We start from the raw sequence: 22,161 nt of genomic DNA, 5'->3' as shown, positions 1-22,161 counted from the left end.
ATGGCGCTGCGTGACCGACTCCCCCGGCACCTCTTCAGCCAGCGTGGCTGGGGGCTCCTGGCCGCCGGCGCCGTCTGCCTGTTGTCTGCCCAAATCATGGGACGGCGGGATCTGCTGAGTTTGAGTGTTCTGCTCATAGTCCTTCCCCTGGTTTCGCTCACCGGAATCAGGCTCCTCAAGCCGCGGTTCCAGGTCTACCGCGAGTTCAACCCCTCCCCGGTGGAAACCTCCGCTGCCACCACGGTTAGGCTCGCGGTGGCACGGACCGGTTCCGGTGGCGGCCGGGCCATCATGGAGGAACGGCTGCCGCCACGGTTCGGGGAATCCCCGGCCTTCCATTTTCCGTCCCGCTCCGCCAAGGGCGGGACCAGCAGGTACGAATATCATCTGCGATCCACCAAACGCGGACAACACCTGATCGGCCCGGTAACAGCCGAGTTCACGGATCCGTTCGGGTTGTCCCTGCACCGGCGGTCAATTGACGACGGCGACACGCTCACCGTGACGCCCGCCGCCGTCGAGCTTCCCGCGACGGGCCTCGCGGGAGCCCGCGGGAACGACGGCATCACAGCCACGCGTACCCGTGCCAACCCCAGCGACGATGACGTCATGACCCGTGAATACCGCCCGGGCGATCCGATGCGCAGGGTGCATTGGGCCGCGACCGCCCACCACGGCGCCCTGATGGTACGTCAGGAGGAATCCGTCACGACACCGGAGGCCACCGTCATCCTGGACCAACGGTTCGCTGCGTTTTCCGCTGGCCACGGTTCTGGTCTCGGGGGCAGTGCTTCCGCGGACGGCCACGAGATGATCACCAGCGGCACATTCGAGTGGGCCGTGGTGGCCGCGATCTCCATCTGCACGCACCTGTCGGAGCGCAGCTACGCCCTCCGCCTCCTGGACCCCCGCGGCGAACCCGCGTTCCTACGTTCCCCGTCCGCGCCGGAACCGGAGGCGGAAGAGTTCAGCGGAGTGTCCGGACTCCAGTCGATCGCCGAAAGCCTCGCTGCCATCCAGCTCTCCGGTCCGCACCATGCTGCCCGGGACCACGGTGGCCAGGATGCCGGACCGGCTGATTTCGACGATCAACTCATGGATAAACTCTCGGCCCACCGGATGCGGGGTCCCCTGATTGCCGTGCTCGGCAGGATCTCGCCGAGCGAGGCCAGAGCCCTCGCTCCGGCGGCGGGTTACGGCGCGAACGCCTTCGCCATCATCGTTTCCGACAGGCCGGCGGATTCCGAGGACTCTTTGGAGGCACTCCGCCGGGGCGGCTGGAGGGCAGTGGCTGTGACAACCTCGATTTCAGTCCCGGATGCCTGGACCCATTTCGACCACGCCGGTGCTGCGCCTGCCACGGCGGCTGCAGACGTGCGCCGCGGAGCGGGGGTGGGGCGGTGACGCTGGCACCGGAACGCAACGTTTCCCGCGACAAGGCAGCAACGGGTACCCCTGGACAAGTCCCGGCACGGACGCGGGTTGGGGCGTACCCCTGGGCCATGGCCGGGGCTGTGGCCCTCTCTGTTGCGGGCGCCGCAATTTCCCTCAACGGCGTCCTGCGCGGCTGGGCCTGGTACTTACCCATCCTGACCACGGTAGTGGTGGTCTGCCTGTCCATCGCCACGCTCCGCGCACTGCGGGCCCAGCCCCTGGTGGTGGCAGCCGGCGGCTTTGCGTCGCTGATCGCGGTTCTAACACTGACGTTCTTCCGGAGCACGGGCATTGCCGGTTTCATCCCGTCCGGGGCAACCCTGGCCGAAGTGGACAGGTTCATCAGCCGGGCGAGCGAGACGGTCCTTGCGGAAAGTGCCCCGGTGGCTCCGAATGCAGGGATCGTGATGGTGTGCTGCGCGGCCCTGGGCCTGACCGTCATCCTCATCGATGCGCTGGCCGTGCCGCTTGGCATGCCGGCAACAACCGGACTGGGGCTTCTGGCCATTCTGGTGGTCCCCGCCACGGTGAAGCCCCAGAGCGTGGGGGTTTGGGGCTTCATTGCCACGGTGGCCGGATACCTGCTGATCCTCGTGTGCAGCCAGTGGTTTGCGCCGGATTCCCGCACATCAGCCGACAGCGGCCGGAATCCCGGCCAGCTGCGTCGGGCCGTGCTGACCGGAACCGTGGCGCTGGTGGCAACCCTGGCGGTGCCGGCGGCAATTCCCGGTTTCGAGCACGGCACGTTTCCGCAGGGCGCCCGGCTGAACCCTTGGGGCGCCGGCACCGGCCTGAATCCCATGATTACCTTGGGAAACAGCCTGCGGGCACCAGCAGGCAGCGGGCGGATCACTTATGCCACCAATGCGGCCGGGTCGCTCTATCTGCGGTCCGTCACTGTTGACAATTTCGACGGCGAATCCTGGGGACCTGATGACCGGGACGCCGAGCGCCGCCCCGTGGCCGGACAGCTTGAGACGGGCTACGAGATCGTCGCCGAGGAGCAACTCCGCCAGGTGACTGCCGTGGATACGGGCACGTTCACCAGCCCGTATCTGCCGTTGCCGTATGCGCCTGAGTCAATCCGCGGGCTCAACGGCTCCTGGACGTGGGACCCGGCCACGCTGGCCGTCAAGGGATCCAACACCAACTCGCGGGCACAGCAATACATTGTGGTGTCCTCGACGCCTAAGCTCACGGCCTCCCTGCTGCAACAGTCATCGCAGGGCGTGCGGGGAATCCGGGATGATTTCACCAGGGTTCCCGGCAACGTCCCGGACATAGTCCGGAGCACCGCTGCCACGGTGACGGCGTCCAGCGACACGCCCTTCGCCAAGGCCATGGCCATCCAGAAATACCTGCGGTCGGGTGAGTTTACCTATTCACTCCAGTCACCTGTCCAGGGCGGCTATGACGGGAATGGGCTTTCGGTGCTGGCCGATTTCCTGACCCAGAAGAGCGGTTACTGCATCCACTTCTCGTCCGCGATGGCTGTGATGGCCCGCTTGGAGGGTATCCCCAGCCGCATCGCCGTGGGCTACGCGCCGGGCCGTACCACCGGTTCCACGGTGTCCGTAGCCGGGCAAGGTGCACTGCCCGAGTATGAGGTGGACGCCCGGGATGCCCATGCCTGGCCCGAACTCTACTTCCAGGGACTTGGGTGGGTGCCGTTTGAACCCACCCCGTCGCGTGGTGTCATACCCGCGTACGCCACGGAAACCAGCAACCCGGGTAGCCCCGGGTCGCTGGAAAACAACGCCGACCTCCTTCCGGGCACAACAGCCCCGGCCTCCACGCCAGGTGCGTCGGCGGCGCCCCTCCCCGGTGCAGGTGGCGGCAATGGGGACGTGGGGCTGGTGCTCCTGCCGTGGCTGCTCGGGACGGCGGCCGCGCTTGGCCTTGTCCTTTTGGCGGCCTCGCCACGGCTGGTGAGGATGGGGCGGCGTGCACGGCGGCTCCGCACCGAGGACCGGGCCCGGGAGGACGCGGTTCCGCTGGCATGGGCTGAAATCCGCGACCTGGGAACTGACTACGGCCTGCCACCGGAATCCAGCGAAACAGCCCGAACTTATTCCGCACGGCTCCGCCAGTCATCGCTGCTCGGCGAGAGCGGTGGAATGGACGACGCCGCGCATCAGGCCATCCGCAGCCTCACCTCCGACTTCGAACGCCGGCACTACGGGCCGCCTGTCCAGGACCCAGCAGGCCGCGGCAGGACTGGGGCGATTGCCCCGCGCATCGCGGCGGTACAGCAGTCCTTGCGTGCCAACGCCTCACTCCCCCGGCGTCTCCGTGCCGACTGGCTCCCGCCGTCGGTTCTGGGACGGTTGGCCTGGCTCCTGGTCGCCCCGTTTAGGGGGTTCAACCGTCTGGCACGCGTGATGGCAAAAGCCGCCGCACGCTCCTGGTCGAGGGCGCGCGACCGCTTGTTCCGGCCGCGAGGCAGCCAATAGCAGCCAGCTGCTGTTGGCTGCCCGCAGACGCTGGAGTACCCGGCTGACCGGAGGATAATCCTGTCAGCCGGAGGATTGTCCGTTCAGCCGGCGTAGGGGTCCGCGATGCCGATGTACTGGGTGTAGAGGTATTCCTCAATGCCCTCGAGGCCGCCTTCACGTCCCAGCCCGGACTGCTTGACGCCGCCGAACGGTGCGGCGGCGTTGGAGATGACGCCGGCGTTCAAGCCCAGCATGCCGGTCTCGAGCCGCTCGCCCATCCGGATTCCGCGGTTCAGGTCGCGCGTGAAGACGTATGCCACCAGCCCGTACTCGGTGTTGTTGGCCAGGCGGACCGCTTCGTCCTCGGTGCCGAAGGTGATGATCGGGGCTACGGGGCCGAAGATTTCCTCGGACAGGATCCGGGTGCCTTCGGTGACGCCGGTGAGGATGGTGGGCGGGTAGAAGTAGCCCGGGCCTTCGGCCGGGGCGCCGCCCACTACGGCCCTGGCGCCGGAGGCGACGGCGTCGGAGACGAGTTCGTGGACCTTGTCCCGGCTCTTGGCGTCGATCAGGGGACCGACCTTGGATTCCGGTTCGGTGCCCCGGGCGGTGGTCATTTCGCCCATTTTCGCGGCGAACTTTTGGGCGAATTCGTCGGCGACGGATTCGTGCACGATGAACCGGTTCGCGGCGGTGCAGGCTTCGCCCATGTTCCGCAGCTTCGCCAGCATGGCACCGGCGACGGCGGCGTCCAGGTCCGCATCCTCGAAGACCACGAACGGGGCGTTGCCGCCGAGTTCCATGGAAGTCCGCAGTACAGTCTCGGAGGCATCGGCGAGCAGGCGGCGGCCCACCTCGGTGGAGCCCGTGAAGGACAGCTTCCGCAGGCGCTGGTCCTTGATCAGCGGACCGGTGGTGGCGCCTGCAGTGGACGTGGGAATGACGTTCAGGACTCCGGCGGGCAGGCCCGCCTCCTGCATCACGGCGGCGAACAGCTGCGAGGTCAGCGGCGTGAGGTTGGCTGACTTCAGCACCATGGTGCAGCCGGCGGCGACAGCAGGGGCGATCTTGCGGGTGGCCATGGCCAGCGGGAAGTTCCACGGCGTGATCAGCAGGCACGGGCCCACCGGCTTCTTGGTCACCAGCAGGCGGTTCTTGCCGTCCGGTGCGGTGGAGTAGCGGCCGGAGATGCGGACGGCTTCCTCGGAGAACCAGCGCAGGAACTCCGCGCCGTAGGTGACCTCGCCACGGGCTTCGGCCAGCGGTTTGCCCATTTCCATGGTCATCAGCAGCGCGAAGTCCTCGGCGCGCGCAGTGACCATATCAAAGGCACGGCGGAGGATTTCACCGCGTTCACGGGCCGGAACCTTCGCCCACGACTCCTGCGCGGCGGCGGCCGCGTCCAAGGCAGCCTTGCCGTCTTCCGGGCCCGCGTCAGCGATGCTGAGGAGCACTTTCCCCGTGGCGGGGTCTTCAATGTCGAACGTCTTGCCTGAAGCCGCCGGGCGCCATTCGCCGTTGATCAGCAGTCCGGTAGGAACAGAGGCCAGCAGCGCGCTTTCGCGCTCCGCGGTAACAGCTGGCAGTGCGGTGACAGTCACGTTGACTCCCTCGTCAGTAAGGTTTGGTCCAGCCACTACACAGGCCTGGTGGCCTGCCTTCCCGGCTGATTTACTGTCAGACTACTGCGGTGGCCGCCAGAGGGTCTACGCCTGGACGCACTACAGATACCAGACGCCGTTGTGCAGCTGCACAGCTGAGGCTTCGCGCCCTTATCGTGCGGCGAGGACCGCCGAGTACAGCTCCCGCTTGCTCACGCGGACGTCCTCAGCGACGGCTGCCACGGCTTCCTTCAGCCGGATTCCCTGGGCCACCAGCTCGTTGACGGCCGCTACGTGGTCTTCGGGGGTGCCCGGCGCCTGCTCGGGGGCGCCGCCCAGCACCACCGCGATCTCGCCACGGACCTCGTTGCCTTCGGCCCACAGCAACAGTTCTCCGACCGTCCCGCGGATGACTTCCTCGTAGGTCTTGGTCAGTTCGCGGCAGACAGCGATCCGCCGCTCGGCACCGAAGCGCTCGCGCAGCGCCCGCAGCATCGATTCCAGGCGGTGCGGGGCCTCAAAAAACACCATGGTCCGGCGTTCGGCCGAAAGGTCCGCCAGCCGCGACGCCCGTTCGCCGGCTTTCCGGGGCAGGAACCCCTCAAAGCAGAAGCGGTCGGTGGGCAGTCCGGAGAGAGCCAGTGCAGTCAGTACCGCAGACGGTCCCGGGACGGCGGTTACGGTCAGTCCGGCGGCCACGGCACCTTCCACGAGCCGGAACCCCGGGTCCGAGACCGAAGGCATGCCGGCGTCTGTGACCATCACCAGGGTTTTGCCGGACCGGACGTGCTCCAGCAGCTCCGCGGTCTTGGTGGCCTCGTTGTGCTCGTGGTAGCTGATGACCCGCCCGGCGACGGTGACTCCGAGGTTCTGGACAAGGCGGTGCAGGCGCCTGGTGTCTTCGGCGGCCACGATGTCCGCCGTGCCCAGCAGCTCGATCAGGCGGGCCGACGCGTCGCCGGCATTGCCGATGGGCGTCGCCGCCAGCACAATCCGGCCTGGACCCGTGGCAGCTGGTGCCGCTGCAGCCGCGTCCGCTGTCACGTAAACCTCGGTCTCTGGCTCCTCCCCGGCGGCAACGGAAGGTTCTGCAGGGCGGGAATCGGCGAAGGTGCTGGGGTTAGGGTCCACTCCCCCAGCGTACTGCTGGCAGGCGGCCCAAGCTGCAAAAGGTAGCATGGGGCTCGTGACGCAGACCTCCATGCGGCCTGCCGAGGCCGGCCAAACCAACCAGCCGGAACGAGGCCCCTGGATCGCCCGTCCGGCGAGCGCCTTTTCCGCTGCAGCCCTTCGCGAGCGCCTGATCGGAAGCACCCGCGGCTGGCGGGATTACCCGCCGTCGCTGCGTCTCTGGTTCTGGCTGGTTCCTGCCCTGACCTCCGCGATCGGGGGCGTCCTCCGCTTTGTGCGGCTGGACACGCCGCACAGCCTGGTCTTCGATGAAACGTATTATGTCAAGGACGCCTACTCCTACCTGGTCAGCGGCTACGAACGGGGCTGGCCGGACAAGGCCAACGACTCCTTCAACGCGGGCAACCCGGCCATCCTCCTGGACACTCCCGAGTACGTGGTCCATCCGCCCGTGGGCAAATGGATGATCGCCGGTGGCATGTGGCTGTTCGGGGCCGATAATCCGTTCGGCTGGCGGTTCGCGGCCGCACTCACCGGGACCCTCTCCATCCTGCTGCTCACCCTGATTGCGCTGAGGCTCTTCCGCTCAGTGCCTCTGGCTGCTGCCGCTGGCCTGCTGCTCGCCGTCGACGGCCACCACCTGGTGATGTCACGGACATCACTCCTGGACATCTTCCTGATGTTCTGGACCCTGGCGGCCTTCGGAGCATTGCTGCTGGACCGCGATGACGGTCGACGGCGGCTGGCCGCACGGCTCGGACGGCTCGCGGCCGCGTCCCCGAAGGGCCAGCCCTCACCAAGTCAGCTGCTGGCGGGGCCATGGCTGGGGATCCGCTGGTGGCGTCTCGCCGCGGGAGTGTGCATAGGCCTCGCGGTGGGCACCAAGTGGTCGGGCCTTTTTTTCCTCGCCGGCTTCGGGGTACTGACGGTCCTGTGGGACCTCAATGCACGGCGCGTCGCGGGAATCCGCGGTTGGGTCAGCGGCGGGATCATCAAGGACGGGCTTCAGGCCTTTGCCAGCATGGTTCCGGTTGCCGTGGTGGTCTACACCGCCACTTGGACCGGCTGGTTCCGTTCCGAGGGCGCCTACTTCAGGCAGTGGGCCCAGAGCAACCCCTCCGCGGCGTGGGGCTGGCTGCCTGACGCTTTGCGTTCCCTGGCGCATTACCACCTGGAGGCCTACAAGTTCCATCAGGGGCTGAGCTCCGAACACCCCTACGAGGCAAGTGCCTGGAGCTGGCTGGTGATGGGCCGGCCGACGTCGTTCTTCTACCAGACACCGGAGCAGGGCGTCCCGGGATGCGACGTGCCCAACTGCGCCTCAGCCATTCTCTCGGTGGGGAACCCGATGATCTGGTGGGGAGGGGCCATCTCGCTGGTGGTCCTGCTGTTCTGGTGGGCCGGGCGCCGTGACTGGCGTGCAGGGGCGATCCTTGCGGGTGTGGCCGCCGGCTATCTGCCGTGGTTTATGTACCCGGAGCGGACCATGTTTTTCTTTTATGCGGTCTCCTTCGAGCCTTTCCTGGTGCTGGCGCTGGTATATTGCCTGGGCATTGTCCTGGGCCGGGACACCGACCCGCTCTGGCGCCGGCGCTCCGGTGTTTACCTGGTGGCACTCTTCGTCGCCGGGGCATTCCTGCTGTCCGCTTTCTTCTACCCTGTGTGGACGGCGGAGACCATCCCCTACCAGGAATGGCGCTTCCGGATGTGGATGCCGTCCTGGATCTAAGGCAGGATTGCATGAGACCCTGACCAGCCGCGAACTGCGTTGAGGCAGCGGAACGGAGACGCCACCCGTGCGGGAAGTAAGCACAAAACTCCTAGTGGAGCTGGAGCCCGGCAGCAATGTCACTGATCTCCTGCGCCAGCGGGAGGCCGCGAATCCGGCCCACGCCCTTTACGCGCGCAAAGGCCCCAACGGCTGGACCGATGTTCCGGCGCAGAAATTCCTGCACGATGTATGTGCCCTGGCAAAGGGACTGATCGCCGGCGGCCTGGAGCCCGGCGACACGGTGGCCATCATGTCCTCCACCTGCTATGAGTGGGCGCTGGTGGACTTCGCCATCTGGTTTGCCGGCGGCGTGAGCGTTCCCATCGACGAGGCCTCGACCCCCGGCCAGATGGAGTGGATCCTGCACCACTCCGGCGCGCGGCGGGTGTTCGCCGAAGACCGCGGCAAGGTGGCGCTGGTTACAGGCATCCTGGAGACATCCGCCCTGCTCGAGGACCGGCTGGTCGCCGTGGTGAGGATGGATGTCGACGGCGCTGCCCCGAACCTGGCCAGCCTCTCGGGTGCCGGAATGGGCGTCACTGATGCCGAGCTGGAACGCCACCGCTCCGCCGCAGGCCTGGACGACGTCGCGTCCGTGGTCTACACCGCCGGGACCACCGGACGTCCCAATGGCTGCGAGATCACCCACGGCAACTTCGCGCTCGTGGCCGTCAACGCTGTTGCCTTTCTCCCGGACATCATCAAGGCGCAGAATGCGCGCACCCTGATGTTCCTGCCGCTGGCCAATGTGCCCGCCCGCGCCGCCCAGCTGGCGTGTCTCCATGCCGGTGCCACCGTGGGCCATATCACCGGTCCGGCTGATCTGCCGGCGGATCTGGGCACGTTCAAACCCACGTTCCTCCTGGCGGTGCCCCGGATCTTCGCGAAGCTCCGGGCGGACGCCGCGCACCAGGCCGCAGGGTCAGTAAAAGCCGGGATCTTCGCGGCTGCTTCGGCCGCTGCCGTCCGCTTCTCCACAGCAGAGGACAACGCTGCCCGCGGCCGGGGCAGCGGACCGGGAATGGCGTTGCGGGCGCAGCATGCCGTCTTTAACCAACTGGCGTACCCGAAGCTCCGCCAATTCCTGGGCGGCCGGGTCCGCTACGCGGTATCGGGGTCGGGCCCCCTGGCGCCTGAGGACGCGCACTTCTTCCGCGGCGCCGGAATCCGGGTCCTTGAGTGCTACGGGCTGAGCGAAACAACGGCGCCCTGCACAGCCAACACGCCTGCCCGGACCAAGGTGGGAAGCGTAGGCATCCCCCTGCCGGGCACCACCATCCGCGTGGCCGAGGACGGCGAAGTGCTGGTCAAGGGGATCGGCGTGTTCAAGGGTTACCATGCCAACGAAACCGCCACCGCACGGGCCTTCGTGGACGGTTTCTTCAGGACCGGAGACCTCGGCGAGCTGGACCCTGAGGGCTTCCTGACCATCACGGGCCGCAAGTAGCGGACCGCTAAGTCCGAGGGCTGGGAAGTCGCTTAGGGCTGCACCTCAGCGGCGTCCTGGTCATCCCTGGCCAGCCCGCGACGGCGGCGCGTGGGCCAGGTGAGGATGAGCGTCACAAGGGCTGCCAAGAGGACCAGCGCGGCGATGACAATGCCGGCATCGATCCAGAACTGGCCCGGGAACAGCCTGATCAGGGTGTCTTCCAGGGCGAACGTCCAGGAACCGCTGGCGAAGAAGATCCGGTGGAACTCGGTGAAGAACTGTTGCCAGCCGAGCACGGCCAGCGCGCCGAGGCCCAGGATGATCGCCAGCGCAACGATGGATCCTGCGAACAGTCCGCGGCGCACTCCGCCGGTGCTCCGGCGGCGCAGGTAAGCGATGGCCACAAGGCTGAGGACAATCAGGAGGGCTCCCCCCCCCAAGGCCGAGAGGATGACAATTTTCACGTCGGCCATGTGGCTGACTTCGCCGTCCTTGAAAAGGTCCCCGCCGCTGCGGTTGACCAGGTCGCCCAGGTACCGCGGCCCCGCCCAGTTGCTGAGGTAGTCAACCGCGTAGGAGCCGTACGTCATCCGGTCGTCGGTGCTGAAGCCGTACCCGTCGCCGGGGAACCCGGGCCGGTTGTACTCGGCCCACAGGAACAGCGGGCTGGTGACCGCGCGGACGGCAAGCACCAGCAGGATCACGGGGTAGAAAAGGGCCAGCAGGACTTGCCAGATGCGCGGAGCCACGGGCTTGGCGTTGGCTGCGCTTTCGCGCTCCGCGTTGCGGCGTTCCACTTCCTCCTGCGGCGGACGGACCTGCAGGGCTGACGTGGGGAGCGGCTCGCTGAAGTGGGCACCGTTTCGGGTGGCGCCCTGCGCGGACGGTTCTTTGCGGAGTGACTCTTCTACGGTAGGTGCGACGGCGGGAGGTTCGACGGCGGCCTCCGCGGCTTTTCGGCCGGCGCGGCTTTCGGGCTGGGTGACACCGCCCTGGACGGAACCGGAACTACCGGCCGGGGACGCCTCGGGAGTGCTGGAGCCGGAGTCATTCAGCCAGGCAAAAGCCGGTTCGTCCGTGTCCGATGAAGTATCCAGGTCCGGATCCGGCTGCGGCTCCGTGCGTTTGGCAGGGGTCGGAGAATTGTCATTCACAGCAGCGTCACTTCCGTTGGGGTCCGCGCTGCCGGCTCTGATCCGGGCAGCGCCGTGTATCTGATGTTGAGCCTACCGCCCGCTCCTGCACGAGGGCGAGGAGCCACCCCGGCGCCAGTGGATTCATGCGGCGATTTCGCTGTATCCGGCGTCACCGGCCTGCAAATCGCCGCGTTCACCGGCGTCATAGGCCCGCCGTCCCCACACCAGGACGTAACTCCAATACGCGGCCAGTACTGCCAGGCCGATGCCGATCTTGGCCCACACCGGAAGTGGACTGGGCGTGACAAAGCCCTCCACCAAGCCGGAGACGAACAGCACCAGCACCAGCCCCAGGGCCACGGTGATCAGCGATCTGCCTTCGTCCGCCACGGCCCGTCCCCGCGTCCGTGGTCCCGGGGACACCATGGCCCAGAAGATCCGCAAGCCCGCAGCACAGGCAATAAAAACAGCGGTGAGTTCCATGAGCCCGTGCGGCAGGATGTAGCTGTAAAACACACCTTGTTGGCCCACTGCGGCGAAGACTCCTGCGGCAATCCCGACGCCCTGGGCGTTCGTGAACAGGATCATGGGTACCCAGATGCCGGTGATGCCCAGGGCCACCGCCTGGGCGCTGATCCAGGCATTGTTGGTCCAGACGGCCCCCGCAAACGAGGCCGCAGGGTTTTCCGAATAGTAGTCAATGAAGTCTTCCTCGACGTACTGCCGGACCGCAGCCTCAGAGGCAACGGACCGCAGGGCATCCGGAGACGTCCCGATCCAGAGCGCGTAGGCGCCGGCGACCAGCACAAATGCGGCGCCGCAGGCCACCGTCAGCCACCGCAGGCGGTATAGGGCTGCGGGCAGGGCCGCCACGAAGAAACGGGCCACGTCCGCCATCACATTGGAGCGTGCGCCCGTGAAACGGGTCCGTGCCTGGGCCAGGGTGGCGGACAAGGAGGCGGACAGGCCGCTCTCCGGCGCAATGGACCTGATGAACGAAAGGTGCGCCGACGTCGACTGGTAGAGCCGCAGCAGCTCGTCGGCTTCGCCGCCGCTGAGGCGCCGCTTATGGGCGAGCTGGTGCAGCCTTGACCACTTGTCCCCGTTGGCGGCGGAGAAGGCATCCATATCCACGGCAACAGCCTAGCCGCCCTAGACTGTGAGCGTCCGCAGGACGCTTGACGAGGGATTGGGGTATTCCGCTTGAGTTCGATAATCACCGGCGAGGCAGTTGTCCTGGAACTGCGCCCCGCGTCCTTCGCCGCCCGTGCCCTTGGGCTGCTGCTGGATGTACTGTTCAACGTCATCCTGCTGGTCCTGATCCTGCTGGGCGTCGCAGCCGCGGGCCAGGACCTTGACGAGGCGGCAATGCGGACGCTGACGCTGGTGAGTGTGGTCTTCTGTTTTGTGATTTTCCCCGTGGCGGTGGAGACCCTAACCCGGGGGCTTTCGCTCGGAAAACTGGCGGCCGGCCTGCGGGTGGTCAGGGACGACGGCGGTGCCATCCGGTTCCGCCATGCGGTGATCCGCGGGCTGACCGGGTTCCTGGAAATCTACCTGACCCTGGGCGGCCTTGCCATCGGCGTCGCGCTCTTCAACAGCCGCTCCAAGCGGCTGGGTGACATCCTCGCCGGCACGTATGCGCTGCGCCGGCGGGTGCCAGTCGAGGCGCCGGTCCACGTCTTTGTTCCGCCGCAGCTTCAGGCCTGGGCCTCAGCGGCGGACATCGGCCGGATTCCGGACGCCACCGCACGGCAGGCTGCCCAATTCATCCGGCAGGCCGGCCGCATGGCACCGCTGTCCGCCGCCGGAGTAGCGGCATCGATCGCCACGGAACTGGCCACGCATGTGGCCCCGCCGCCGCCCCCGGGAACCCGCTCGGACCAGTACCTGGCGGCAGTTACCGCCGAACGCCGGCACCGCGAACTTGCGCGGTTGCGGCAGGCCCGGCGCCGGAACTCGGCCACGGCAGAGCGGTTGGGCCGCCTGCCTTTCGGCCCGTAGGACCGGACGTGTTCCTGCTCGCAGGCCGAAGGGTTCCTAGTTGTTGTACTCAGCCCAGGGGATGTTCCAGTCGCCGTAGCCGTCGTCGAGGGCGGCGTAGTCGCCTTCGGTGTTAACAATCTGAACCACATCGCCGGTGGTCATGTTGGCAAAAACCCAGGCGGCGCCGTCGGGAGCGAACCCGATGCAGCCGTGGGAGACGTTCGTGTTGCCGATGTATGGGAAGGCGGACTCCAGCGCCTGATGAATGTAGGCACCGCTCAGCGTGAGGCGGATGGAATATTCGACGTCCACTTCGCCGTAGTAGGCGGGATCGCCGGGCTTGAGTCCTATGCTGGCGGCCCGGAAGTGGTCATAGCGGTTCTTCTCCATCAGGACCGCGTAGCCACGCGCTGACGGGAAGCGTTTGTCACCCATACTGACCGGCAGGGTTTTCACCGCCTGGTCGTTGACGCTGAGCGTGAAGGTGTGGGCGGTGGCGTCCGCGATGGCCACCCGCTTGTCCCCGAAATTGACGGTGGCTTTTTTGTTGAAGTTGGCAATCTGGCCGTTGCCAAGGTCCACGCCGAAGAGCTGCATGTCCATGGTGACGGTGGAGTTCGCCGCCCAGAAGGCCTCGGGGCGGTACCGGACCATGGTTTCACTGAACCAGTGGAAGGCTCCGGTCTGCCCTGCGCTGGAGGTGATTTTGATGGCTTTCTCCACGGCATCCCGGTTGACTACCGGTTCGCTGAAAATGACCTGCAGCGGCTGGCCCACGCCAACCTTCATCCCGTCCAGGGGGTAGATGGCGGCGTCCGCCTCATGGGTGCTGGAAACCGTACTGAACGAGTTAGTGGTGCTCGTTTCCCGTCCCGCACCGTCGGTGACCACATATGTGTGGCTGTATTCGGTGTTGAATTTCAGGGGATCCGTCGCAGTCCAGCTGCTGCCGTCGCCGGCGAAGGTACCGTGGACGGCTTCACCGGCTGTGCTGGTCAGGGTCACGCTCTCGATCCGACCGTTACCCACCGTGAGGGACACGGATGTGGCTGGGTTCACCTGCTTCGCGGCGTTGGCTGGCGTGACGTCCACCTTGACCGGGGCCACCACGGGCGATGCGACTCCCGGTGCGGACCGGACTGCTGAGCTGGCTTCGGACTCCAGTCCGCCGCGCGCGAAGCCCGGCGCGACGGCGGCGAAAACTCCGCCCGTCGCGGCAAGGACACACACGGCTGCCACCAAGAGAATCTTCTTGGCGGTCCCCCTCCGGCGTGGCTTAACAACAGGTTCCATGGTCCGATCTTAATACTTGGACGTAACAGCCCCGGGCGCGGTTGGCACCCGGGGAGTCACACGTCAGTAACGATAGTGCTCGGGCTTGTACGGTCCGGCGATGTCCAGGTCCAGGTAGTCGGACTGTTCCTTGGAAAGTTCCGTGAGTTCGACGTCGAGGGCGTCGAGGTGCAGCCGGGCAACCTTTTCGTCCAGGATCTTGGGAAGGACGTAGACCTGGTTGTTGTATTCGCGTTCGCCTTCGGGCTGGTCCCGCTTGGTCCACAGCTCGATCTGGGCGATGGTCTGGTTGGCGAACGAGTTGCTCATCACGAAGGACGGGTGACCGGTTGCATTGCCCAGGTTCAGCAGGCGCCCCTCGGACAGGACGATGATGGAGCGCTCTTCCGAGGTTTCGGCGTCGAGCACCCATTCGTGTACCTGGGGCTTGATTTCCACCTTCCTGATGCCAGGGATCCGCGCCAGTCCCGCCATGTCGATCTCGTTGTCAAAGTGGCCGATGTTGCCGACGATGGCTTTGTCGCGCATGCCGGCCATGTGTTCGGCCAGGATGACGTCCTTGTTGCCGGTGGTGGTGATGAAGATGTGGCCTTGGCTCAGCACCGACTCAAGCTTGGCAACCTGGTAGCCGTCCATGGCTGCCTGGAGGGCGCAGATGGGATCGATCTCGGTGACGATGACGCGCGAACCCTGGCCCCGGAATGCTTCTGCGGCTCCCTTGCCGACGTCGCCATAACCGCAGACGACGGCTACCTTGCCACCCATCAGGACATCAGTGGCCCGGTTGATGCCGTCAGGCAGAGAGTGGCGGATGCCGTACTTGTTGTCGAACTTGCTCTTGGTGACCGAGTCGTTGACGTTGATGGCCGGGAACAACAGTTTGCCCTGCTCAGCCAGCTGGTAGAGACGGTGCACGCCGGTGGTGGTTTCCTCGGTGACGCCGCGCAGCCCGGCCCCGATCCGGGTCCACCGTTGGGGGTCTTCCTGCAGCGAGGCGCGAAGCACGTCCAGGAAGATCCGGCCTTCCTCGGACTCGTCCTCGCCTGTCGCCGGCACGGCGCCGGCGGCTTCGAACTCAGCCCCCTTGTGCACCAGCATGGTGGCGTCGCCGCCGTCGTCGAGGATCATGTTCGGGCCAAGCTCCGGGTTGGTATCCGCGCCCGGCCAAGCCAGGATCTGTTGGGCAGTCCACCAGTATTCCTCCAGCGTTTCGCCCTTCCAGGCGAACACCGGGACACCCTGCGGGTCCTCGGCCGTTCCAGTGCCCACCACGACGGCCGCGGCGGCATCGTCCTGGGTGGAGAAGATGTTGCAGGAGGCCCAGCGGACCTCGGCGCCGAGGGCTGTGAGGGTTTCGATCAGGACGGCGGTCTGCACCGTCATGTGAAGGGATCCCGCGATCCGGGCGCCCTTCAGCGGCTGGGTGGGCCCGAACTCCGTGCGGAGTGACATCAGGCCGGGCATTTCGTGCTCGGCCAGGCGGATCTGGTGGCGGCCGGCTTCGGCCAGCGATATGTCGGCTACTTTGTAGTCAATTGTCATGGGGTTCCTTTGCTTGTCCGATGGCGGCGACGGCGTTTAAGCGTCTGCGCGAAAGTCGACTGCTGGTGGTGGTACGGGGTTTCCAGGCGCTGCCTGGGCAGTACCTACGGTTGTGTCCGCAGCCGGGGTTTAGTCCGTGGCCGGCCGGACAGCGGGATCGTGCTGGTCCGAGCCGGCAGCGGTAGCGGCCTGGAGAAGTTCCGGCGGCAGCAGCAGCGGGATACCATCCTCGATCGGGTAGCGCAGCTTCACGCCCGATTCTCCGGCCGCCGTCGACACAAGCTCTTCGCCTTCCTGGACCACGGGCGAACCGGTCACCGGACAGCGGAGGACGGACAACAGTTCAGGACTGATCTTTGGCATGATTGGTGCTCCCAACAGGGGCGCTCGTTCGCGCCGTTGGCTGACTGATTAGCAGGTTCCAGCCTACCGCCAGATCCACCTCAGGAAGGTTCGCGCAGTGCGCGCAGATGCCCCCGGCGGACGCCTTCCGTGCCGGCTGGGGCCTCCAGCGCTGAATGCGAGACCCGCTGGCCCGGCGTGGTCTGCTGCTTCGGCGGCTGTCCCGCCGCTTCGCGGACCGCGTTGGCAAGGGCCAGGAGGTCGTCCGGTCCAGGCTGCTGCGGGCTGGTCGGCATCGCCAAACGAAGCACTTCCCAGCCGCGGGGCACCGTCAGGGAGCCGGCGTGCTGCTCGCACAAATCGTAACAATGAGGCTCGGCGTAGGTGGCAAGCGGACCCAGGACGGCGGTGGAATCGGAATAGACGTACGTCAAAGTTGCCACCGCCGACTGACGGCAGGCTGACCTTGAACATTGACGGATAGCTCCCACGACATCACAGACTACTCCGTATCCTTGCCCGTCCGGAGTATTTGCCGAAACGACCGCCGCGCCCCGGCACGCAAACGGGCGTTATGTCGCGTAATTCTGCGCCCGGGTTTACAGTCAAGGTATGCAGTCCTCGAACCAAGATTCAGCTTTTTCGGTCCGTTTGGCTGACCCGGATGTCCGCGCCGCAGAAACGGGCTCGGGTTCGCCCGGCCGCAGCTTTGCGATGCGCCGCCGGAACCGCCACGGCCGCGGCCTGCGCGGGGAGCTGATGTTGCCCACACTCCCCGGATATCGGACGCGCTCGGACCGCTTTGATGAGATGGTGCTGGATTCCGCGCAGCGGCTCCACGACATCTGGGGCAAAACGCTCGATGGCGTACGGTTCGCCGTGGACGAAATACCCCCGCAGCTGGAGCAGTTGGTCGCCGACGCCGCACAGCCTCCCATGGGCGCTTACACTCCAGCCACCGCCGAGGAGGGCCCTGTGATCACCCTGTACCGCAGGGTAGTTGAGCAGGGTTGCGGCAGCCGGGAGGAACTCCAGGACCTGGTGCACGACGTTGTGGTGGAACACACCGCCGAAATGCTTGGCGTGGCACCGGAAACTCTGGATCCGGTTTACCGCCGCCGGTACTGACCGGTCAGTATCCCAGGGAGACCGGCACCTTTTCGTGCCCAGCAGCGGCCGGCGTAAAGGCCACCGTGGAAATGTCGTCCCGGCCCTCCTGCTGCAGGAGCAGCGCGCCGTAGGCGGCGTCACCCGAAGCGGAGACAACGTAGGCCACGACTTCCGACTCGTCCACCTTCTCGGGGACCTTGATGGACGTTGTGGTGCCGCCGGCGACGTCGGCAGTTGCGGCAGCGCGGATCTTGCCGTCCGAGGTGATGGCAGCGTAGGTGACCGTGGCCCGGTTCTCGAGGACGCCGAACACCAGGATCCGGTCACCGCCCTGGGGCACGGGCACCACGTGCTGGCTTCCCAGCCGGACACCGGAGGCAGCCCAGGCCACGTCCGAGGCTTTCTCGTTCGTGACGCCCCGCGTGACGCGGGCTGCAGCCACAAAAGACACGTCCGAACTGGTGGACACCGTGTAGTGGCCGGCAGGGACACCCGCCAGCGAAATCTCGGTGACGGCCCCGGCTTTTGCCGTGACCACACCGCCGCCGGGGAGGGCTTTCTGGCCGTCCCGGCCAAAGATCTTAACCTCCACTACCGCGTCCGACGGTCCGGGCACCGTGATCGCCAGCGCAGGGCCGGCATCGCTGTAGCCGCTGTTTCCCGTGAGGGCGGAGATCGCGCCGGCGTCCTGGATGTCTACCGCGGTCATCACCTGCCGTGCGGCGGGAGCGGCCCCAGGAACGATGAAGTCGACGCCGCCGGGCGTAAGTCCCCGCAGGACACTCTGCTGGATGGCCGCGGCCACGGGGCCGCCTGCGCTCCGGACATGAACCGTGAGCTGGGCTTCACCCGGGGCCAGGCCGGCCAGGACTATTGAGCGGGTACCGCCCGGTGCGACCAGCAGACCCCTGCTGCCCGGGGCCTGGATCTGGCCCTTGCTACCGAAGAGCTCAAGGCTGACGGTGGCAGGGGTGCTTGAAGCGTTGCTGAGCACGAGGACGGAAGTGCGGCCCACAGTGGTGCTTGCGCCCGAGAGCCAGAGATCGTTGGCGGGTGGCTGGCAGTTGGCAGCGGCCGACCCCTGCAGGTCACCGTCCGTGGCAGTGAATTTCATAACGCCGGCGGCGGAGGGTTTCTGGCTGGCCTGGGCGTCGGCGCTCAGGAGGGTGGCGTCATCCACGCTGTGCCCGGCGAGGACGCCAGCGGTCAGGTCCTGGGGACCTGTCCCCTGGCCGGGCTGGCTGCCGTCCTTGGCGATCTCGACGGCGGGCGTCCCGTCAAGCGCGGCGAGCCTGCTCCCGGGAAGAACCCCGCCTGGGGCGCTCAGGACGGCACCCGTGACGGTGCTCTTCGCCGTCGCCGATTCGGGGCTGAACTGGGGATCAGTGCCCGCCTCAGTCCCTTCGAGCAGGCGGGCCGGGCCGGCACATACCCCTGTGCTGGCCCCGGCAGGAACGGCTACCAGCACGGCCGGAATGCTGCGGCTGCCCGCCGGCTGCGGAGCCACCGACGCGGCAGCGAGCACCGCGCCGGCCGCGGCCACAATCGCCACAGCCGAGACCAGGCCTGCCAGCATCTGCTTGCGCGGGGTCCTGCGGGCGGCGTCCTTATGCATTCTGGTGTTCCTTACGCAAAGATCCTTCGTCCCGCGACAGCCCGGTGTTGGGCCGGCGCGCGGGCATGGGAATGGCGAGCATTACAGTGAGTCCGATCACCGTGATCTGTGCGATTCCGGACCAAAGGGCCCCGGGCGCTTCGTAGCGGATGGTCAGCTGTCCGGCGGAGGCCGGCAAGGTGAACGCCTGGGCCCAGCCGGACGTCGTTGCCGTGAGCCTCTGCCCGTCGAACCAGGCGCTCCATCCCGGGTCCGCCCGTTCAGCGAGCACCACCAGCCGCCCTTCCGGTCCCCCGGCGACGGCGGTGTCGACGTCGTCATACTTGGAAGGCAAGAGCGCCACCGTGGCTCCGGCCCCGTCCACAATCCTGACGCGATGGCCGACGTCGGCAGGCTGCAGCACAGGCTGGTTCAGCGGCGTAATCCGCCAAAGCCAGCCGACATCCGTCTGGCCGACGGCAACAAGCCCCGGCACGGCATCCATTCTGCTGGCCGTAAGCTGGGCGGCCGTATCTGCCGAGCGCAGCACCACGAACCCGACGCCCAGGCGCTCAAGCCCGGGCCGGGGATCCACACCCTGCCCGGCCACCAGGGTGGCCACGACGCTTCGGATGGACGCCGTGACGTCGTCGTCATCCCTGATCGTCTCCTGGCCGGGTGCACCCAGAATGTTCCGGGCTGCGGCGATGGCTGACATGCTGTCCAGCGTGGTCCCGGCGCCACGCATCAGGGCCGCGTCATAGATTCCGTTTTCCTGGGTGCTGATCAGCAGCGTGCGTGCCTGCTCCGGCCCGGTGCCCCGGTCGATGGCCGTGGCGGGAAGCGTCCGGGCACTGCCTGCCTCCACCAGGCGCGGCGTTCCCAGCGCAGGACCGGACGCCACGTCGGCGGGGCGGGCCGTGGCTGTGGAACGGAGCAGGTTCTGCGCCGACCACACCGCCATGCCGGCCAGCGGACCGGCCAGCAGCACCACCATGGCAAGCGCCGTCGCGGAGCGGAGCGCCACCGTGCGACGAACACTGGGCGAGACTGCCCGGTCTGCGGCATCAAGCAACCGCTCGGCACCGATCAGGGCTGCTCCGATCAGGGCGAATCCGCCGGCCGAGACGGCCGGACCGGTGAACGGTGCCACCAGGGTGTCCGCAGTGGCGCCGGTGGCAACGTGCCCGGCCAGCCAGCCACCGGCGAAGATCACCAGTGCCGCCACCCAGAGAACACGTGCGGTCCTGCTGCGCTTACCCGGGAGGAACAGGGCGGCAACGGCCAGCAGCAGGACGGGAACGGCCAGCAGCAGTGCGAGCACGAGTGCCCACGGGATGGCCTGGCTACTGAAGAACGGAAGGCCTGACAGGCCACCTTCGGCGGAGAACAGCAGCGGCTGGCCCAGGAATTGCTGCCATAGCGGGGCTGCCTCGAACCCCAGCGGAACACCCGGGTCTGCCAGAAACGCCCTCGGCCGGTCGATGACGGATAGGCCGAAGGGAAGAAAGAGCGCGGCGCTGGGCAACAGGGCCCACCACACGGTGCGGCCACGGCGGCCAAGCATCAGCCCGCAGAGCACGATAAGCACCGTGGCGGGAATCAGCAGTGAAGGAGCCGACGCGGTCACAACGCCCAGCACCAACCCCGCGGCGGCGGCGGCGGTCCAGGACGGCATGCCGTTGATCCCCGGCCGTGCAGGCGGTTTTTCAGTGAATCGCCGGTCTTCCGGGGACGGGACAATAAAACGTCCGTGGCCCACGGCCGACCCAGTGGCTCGCAACAGCGCCAGAACCAGCAGCGGAATCATGATGTGGGCCACCAGTGCACCCGCGCGGCCTTGGTTCAGCGCTATCTGCAAGGCTGGAGCGGCCGCCCAGAAGAGTGCGGCAACGAGTCGGAAGCGGCGCCGGATGGTCAGTCCACCGGCCGCAAACCACGCCGTAAGACCGGACAGCGGAGCGGCGAGCAGCAGGAGCCACGCCATGGCCGCGTTGGCATCTCCCCCACCGAGCAGGCCAAGGATCCACAGCACATAGCCGAAAGGGTCTCCCCTGCCCGGAAGCCCTGCTCCCAGGCTGATCCACCAGCTGGACGCGTGGTGCCAGACTTCGCCAAGGGTGGAGGACACCGGAATGAGGCCTCCGCCTGAAACGGCTTCGGCCCGGAACAGCCCACTGAGCGCCGTGAGGGAAGCCACGGACGCGATAAGCACGGCGGCGAGGGCGCCGGCCCCCACCCAACCCCGTTCGCTGGTGGTCAGCGCAGCGAAGTCATCTGCTGCGTCCCCTGTTGGCTGGTTCGCCATGGGGTCATGGACCAGGCCGTCGGCCGGGGAGTTGTCGGCGCCCAGTGCCTCCATGAGGGAGCGGCGGTGGTTCCAGACTTCACGCCGCGGCGTCTGCAGCTTTTTGATGACCGACCGCCGGATCCGCCGGCTGCTGGCCGCCGTCCTGCGTGCCTTGGCGACGGCGCCGGGCCGGGCCAGGGCAGCGAACGTGGCCACCAGCTGGGAGAAACCATGCCCGGGATCCTTGACAGCAATGCTCAGCACGAGTTTGAAAAGGCTGCCCAGCAGCGCACCGGCCGCATGGACAGGCACCTTCCAGAGCGGTGCATGCTTGAGGCGCAGATGGACTTGGGCTTTCCGCGCCGCGGCGGCGTTTCCCTGGGCATGGGGCCGATGGGCTACGTGGAACATCCGCGCAGTGGGAACCACCACCACGCGGTGCCCGGCAAGGCGGTTGCGCCAGCAGAAGTCGACGTCGTCGCCGGTGCCGGGCAGTGCGGGGTCGAACCCTTTCAGGAGCTCCCAAATGTCCCTGCGGGCCAGCATGCCGGCCGAGTTCACAGCAAAGGTGTCAGTGCGGCCGTTGTACTGGCCCTGGTCCAGTTCGTCGGCATCGATCAGGGTAAGCCGCTCGGCCCAGCGGCTGGTGGAGAGTCCGACGTCGATCAGCCGGCGTTCGGTGTGCCAGTCCAGTTGCTTGCAGCCAGCCACTGTCACGGACGGTGCGCGTTCCACGGCGCTGAGGAGTTCGGCCAGCGCCTCCGGCGCCGGGGCCGCATCGTCGTGAATCAGCCAGATCCACTCTGTGGCGGCTCGCTGGGACTGGCCTTCCAAGGGCGCGTGGGTGTCGAGTCCGGCCCGTACCGCGCCGCCCATGCCGCTCTTGCCGTGCGGGAAAGTGCTCACATTGGTTGCGCCGAAGGCCCGCTCCAGGAGGACAGCGGAGTCGTCTCTCGATCCCGTGTCCACTCCGATATGGGAATCCGCGGGCCGGGTCTGGTCCGCGAGGGCAGCCAGGGTTCTGGGCAGATAGGCACTGCCGTTGTGGGACACCACAACGGCAGTGA

15 protein-coding genes and 1 pseudogene are annotated in these 22,161 nt (G+C 67.1%); 6 read left to right on the top strand and 10 right to left on the bottom strand.

All coding sequences use genetic code 11. The annotated features are described in order from the left end of the window. Entirely contained in the window at positions 1–1,404 is a 1,404-nt protein-coding gene (locus ACQCSV_RS06830) for a DUF58 domain-containing protein (protein ID WP_426939384.1), read from the top strand. Beyond that, a complete protein-coding gene (locus ACQCSV_RS06825) occupies positions 1,401–3,887 on the top strand; it encodes a transglutaminaseTgpA domain-containing protein (protein ID WP_426939383.1) in 2,487 nt (828 codons plus the stop codon). The genes ACQCSV_RS06830 and ACQCSV_RS06825 overlap by 4 nt, the downstream gene beginning before the upstream one ends. An 83-nt stretch (positions 3,888–3,970) precedes the next feature. Here the strand turns inward: ACQCSV_RS06825 and ACQCSV_RS06820 are convergent, their stop codons facing one another. Continuing rightward, complete coding sequence (locus ACQCSV_RS06820) at positions 3,971–5,470, bottom strand: NAD-dependent succinate-semialdehyde dehydrogenase (protein ID WP_426939382.1); 1,500 nt, start codon at positions 5,468–5,470, stop codon at positions 3,971–3,973. A gap of 171 nt (positions 5,471–5,641) precedes the next feature. After that, on the bottom strand, positions 5,642–6,601 hold the full coding sequence (gene rsmI / locus ACQCSV_RS06815) for a 16S rRNA (cytidine(1402)-2'-O)-methyltransferase (RefSeq protein ID WP_426939381.1): 960 nt from the start codon (positions 6,599–6,601) through the stop codon (positions 5,642–5,644). 46 nt (positions 6,602–6,647) lie between these two features. On the opposite strand from rsmI, the gene ACQCSV_RS06810 reads away from it, so the two are divergent. Together ACQCSV_RS06810 and ACQCSV_RS06805 are read left to right on the top strand one after the other, a co-directional pair. Further along, on the top strand, positions 6,648–8,330 hold the full coding sequence (locus tag ACQCSV_RS06810) for a dolichyl-phosphate-mannose--protein mannosyltransferase (protein WP_426939380.1): 1,683 nt from the start codon (positions 6,648–6,650) through the stop codon (positions 8,328–8,330). Positions 8,331–8,397: 67 nt separating this feature from the next. Next, positions 8,398–9,816 (top strand): annotated as a pseudogene (locus ACQCSV_RS06805) (AMP-dependent synthetase/ligase); the annotation flags it as partial. A 35-nt stretch (positions 9,817–9,851) separates the two neighbouring features. On the opposite strand, the gene ACQCSV_RS06800 reads toward ACQCSV_RS06805, so the two are convergent. Both ACQCSV_RS06800 and ACQCSV_RS06795 read right to left on the bottom strand, forming a co-directional pair. Beyond that, positions 9,852–10,955, bottom strand: a complete 1,104-nt coding sequence (locus tag ACQCSV_RS06800) for a TIGR01906 family membrane protein (RefSeq protein ID WP_354153904.1) — start codon at positions 10,953–10,955, stop codon at positions 9,852–9,854. 123 nt (positions 10,956–11,078) lie between these two features. Continuing rightward, the gene (locus tag ACQCSV_RS06795; RefSeq protein ID WP_354153905.1) at positions 11,079–12,071 is read right to left on the bottom strand and encodes a stage II sporulation protein M; all 993 of its coding nucleotides are present in this window, start codon (positions 12,069–12,071) and stop codon (positions 11,079–11,081) included. A 69-nt stretch (positions 12,072–12,140) separates the two neighbouring features. Here ACQCSV_RS06795 and ACQCSV_RS06790 point away from each other — a divergent pair, with 69 nt between their 5' ends. Continuing rightward, on the top strand, positions 12,141–12,941 hold the full coding sequence (locus ACQCSV_RS06790) for an RDD family protein (protein WP_426939379.1): 801 nt from the start codon (positions 12,141–12,143) through the stop codon (positions 12,939–12,941). A gap of 36 nt (positions 12,942–12,977) precedes the next feature. Here the strand turns inward: ACQCSV_RS06790 and ACQCSV_RS06785 are convergent, their stop codons facing one another. From ACQCSV_RS06785 to ACQCSV_RS06770, 4 genes are all read right to left on the bottom strand, one after another. Next, positions 12,978–14,216 carry an Ig-like domain-containing protein gene (locus ACQCSV_RS06785; RefSeq protein WP_354153907.1) on the bottom strand — a complete coding sequence of 413 codons (1,239 nt, stop codon included), beginning with the start codon at positions 14,214–14,216 and terminating at the stop codon, positions 12,978–12,980. Positions 14,217–14,279: 63 nt separating this feature from the next. Next, complete coding sequence (gene ahcY / locus ACQCSV_RS06780) at positions 14,280–15,758, bottom strand: adenosylhomocysteinase (protein WP_354153908.1); 1,479 nt, start codon at positions 15,756–15,758, stop codon at positions 14,280–14,282. A gap of 129 nt (positions 15,759–15,887) precedes the next feature. After that, positions 15,888–16,121, bottom strand: coding sequence for a Trm112 family protein (locus tag ACQCSV_RS06775; RefSeq protein ID WP_193340239.1), 234 nt, complete (start codon positions 16,119–16,121; stop codon positions 15,888–15,890). 80 nt (positions 16,122–16,201) lie between these two features. Further along, positions 16,202–16,591 carry a DUF3499 domain-containing protein gene (locus tag ACQCSV_RS06770; protein ID WP_282329252.1) on the bottom strand — a complete coding sequence of 130 codons (390 nt, stop codon included), beginning with the start codon at positions 16,589–16,591 and terminating at the stop codon, positions 16,202–16,204. A gap of 121 nt (positions 16,592–16,712) precedes the next feature. On the opposite strand from ACQCSV_RS06770, the gene ACQCSV_RS06765 reads away from it, so the two are divergent. Next, on the top strand, positions 16,713–17,228 hold the full coding sequence (locus ACQCSV_RS06765) for a metallopeptidase family protein (protein WP_354153909.1): 516 nt from the start codon (positions 16,713–16,715) through the stop codon (positions 17,226–17,228). Between the two features lie 4 nt (positions 17,229–17,232). On the opposite strand, the gene ACQCSV_RS06760 is transcribed toward ACQCSV_RS06765, so the two are convergent. Beyond that, positions 17,233–18,825, bottom strand: coding sequence for a DUF5719 family protein (locus tag ACQCSV_RS06760; RefSeq protein WP_354153910.1), 1,593 nt, complete (start codon positions 18,823–18,825; stop codon positions 17,233–17,235). Next, positions 18,818–22,150, bottom strand: coding sequence for a glycosyltransferase family 2 protein (locus ACQCSV_RS06755; protein ID WP_426939378.1), 3,333 nt, complete (start codon positions 22,148–22,150; stop codon positions 18,818–18,820). The genes ACQCSV_RS06760 and ACQCSV_RS06755 overlap by 8 nt, the downstream gene beginning before the upstream one ends. Positions 22,151–22,161: the final 11 nt, after the last annotated feature.

The sequence above is a fragment of the Pseudarthrobacter sp. S3 genome (assembly GCF_050156905.1).
Lineage (GTDB): Bacteria > Actinomycetota > Actinomycetes > Actinomycetales > Micrococcaceae > Arthrobacter.
This window is presented reverse-complemented; position numbering and strand designations above follow the sequence as displayed.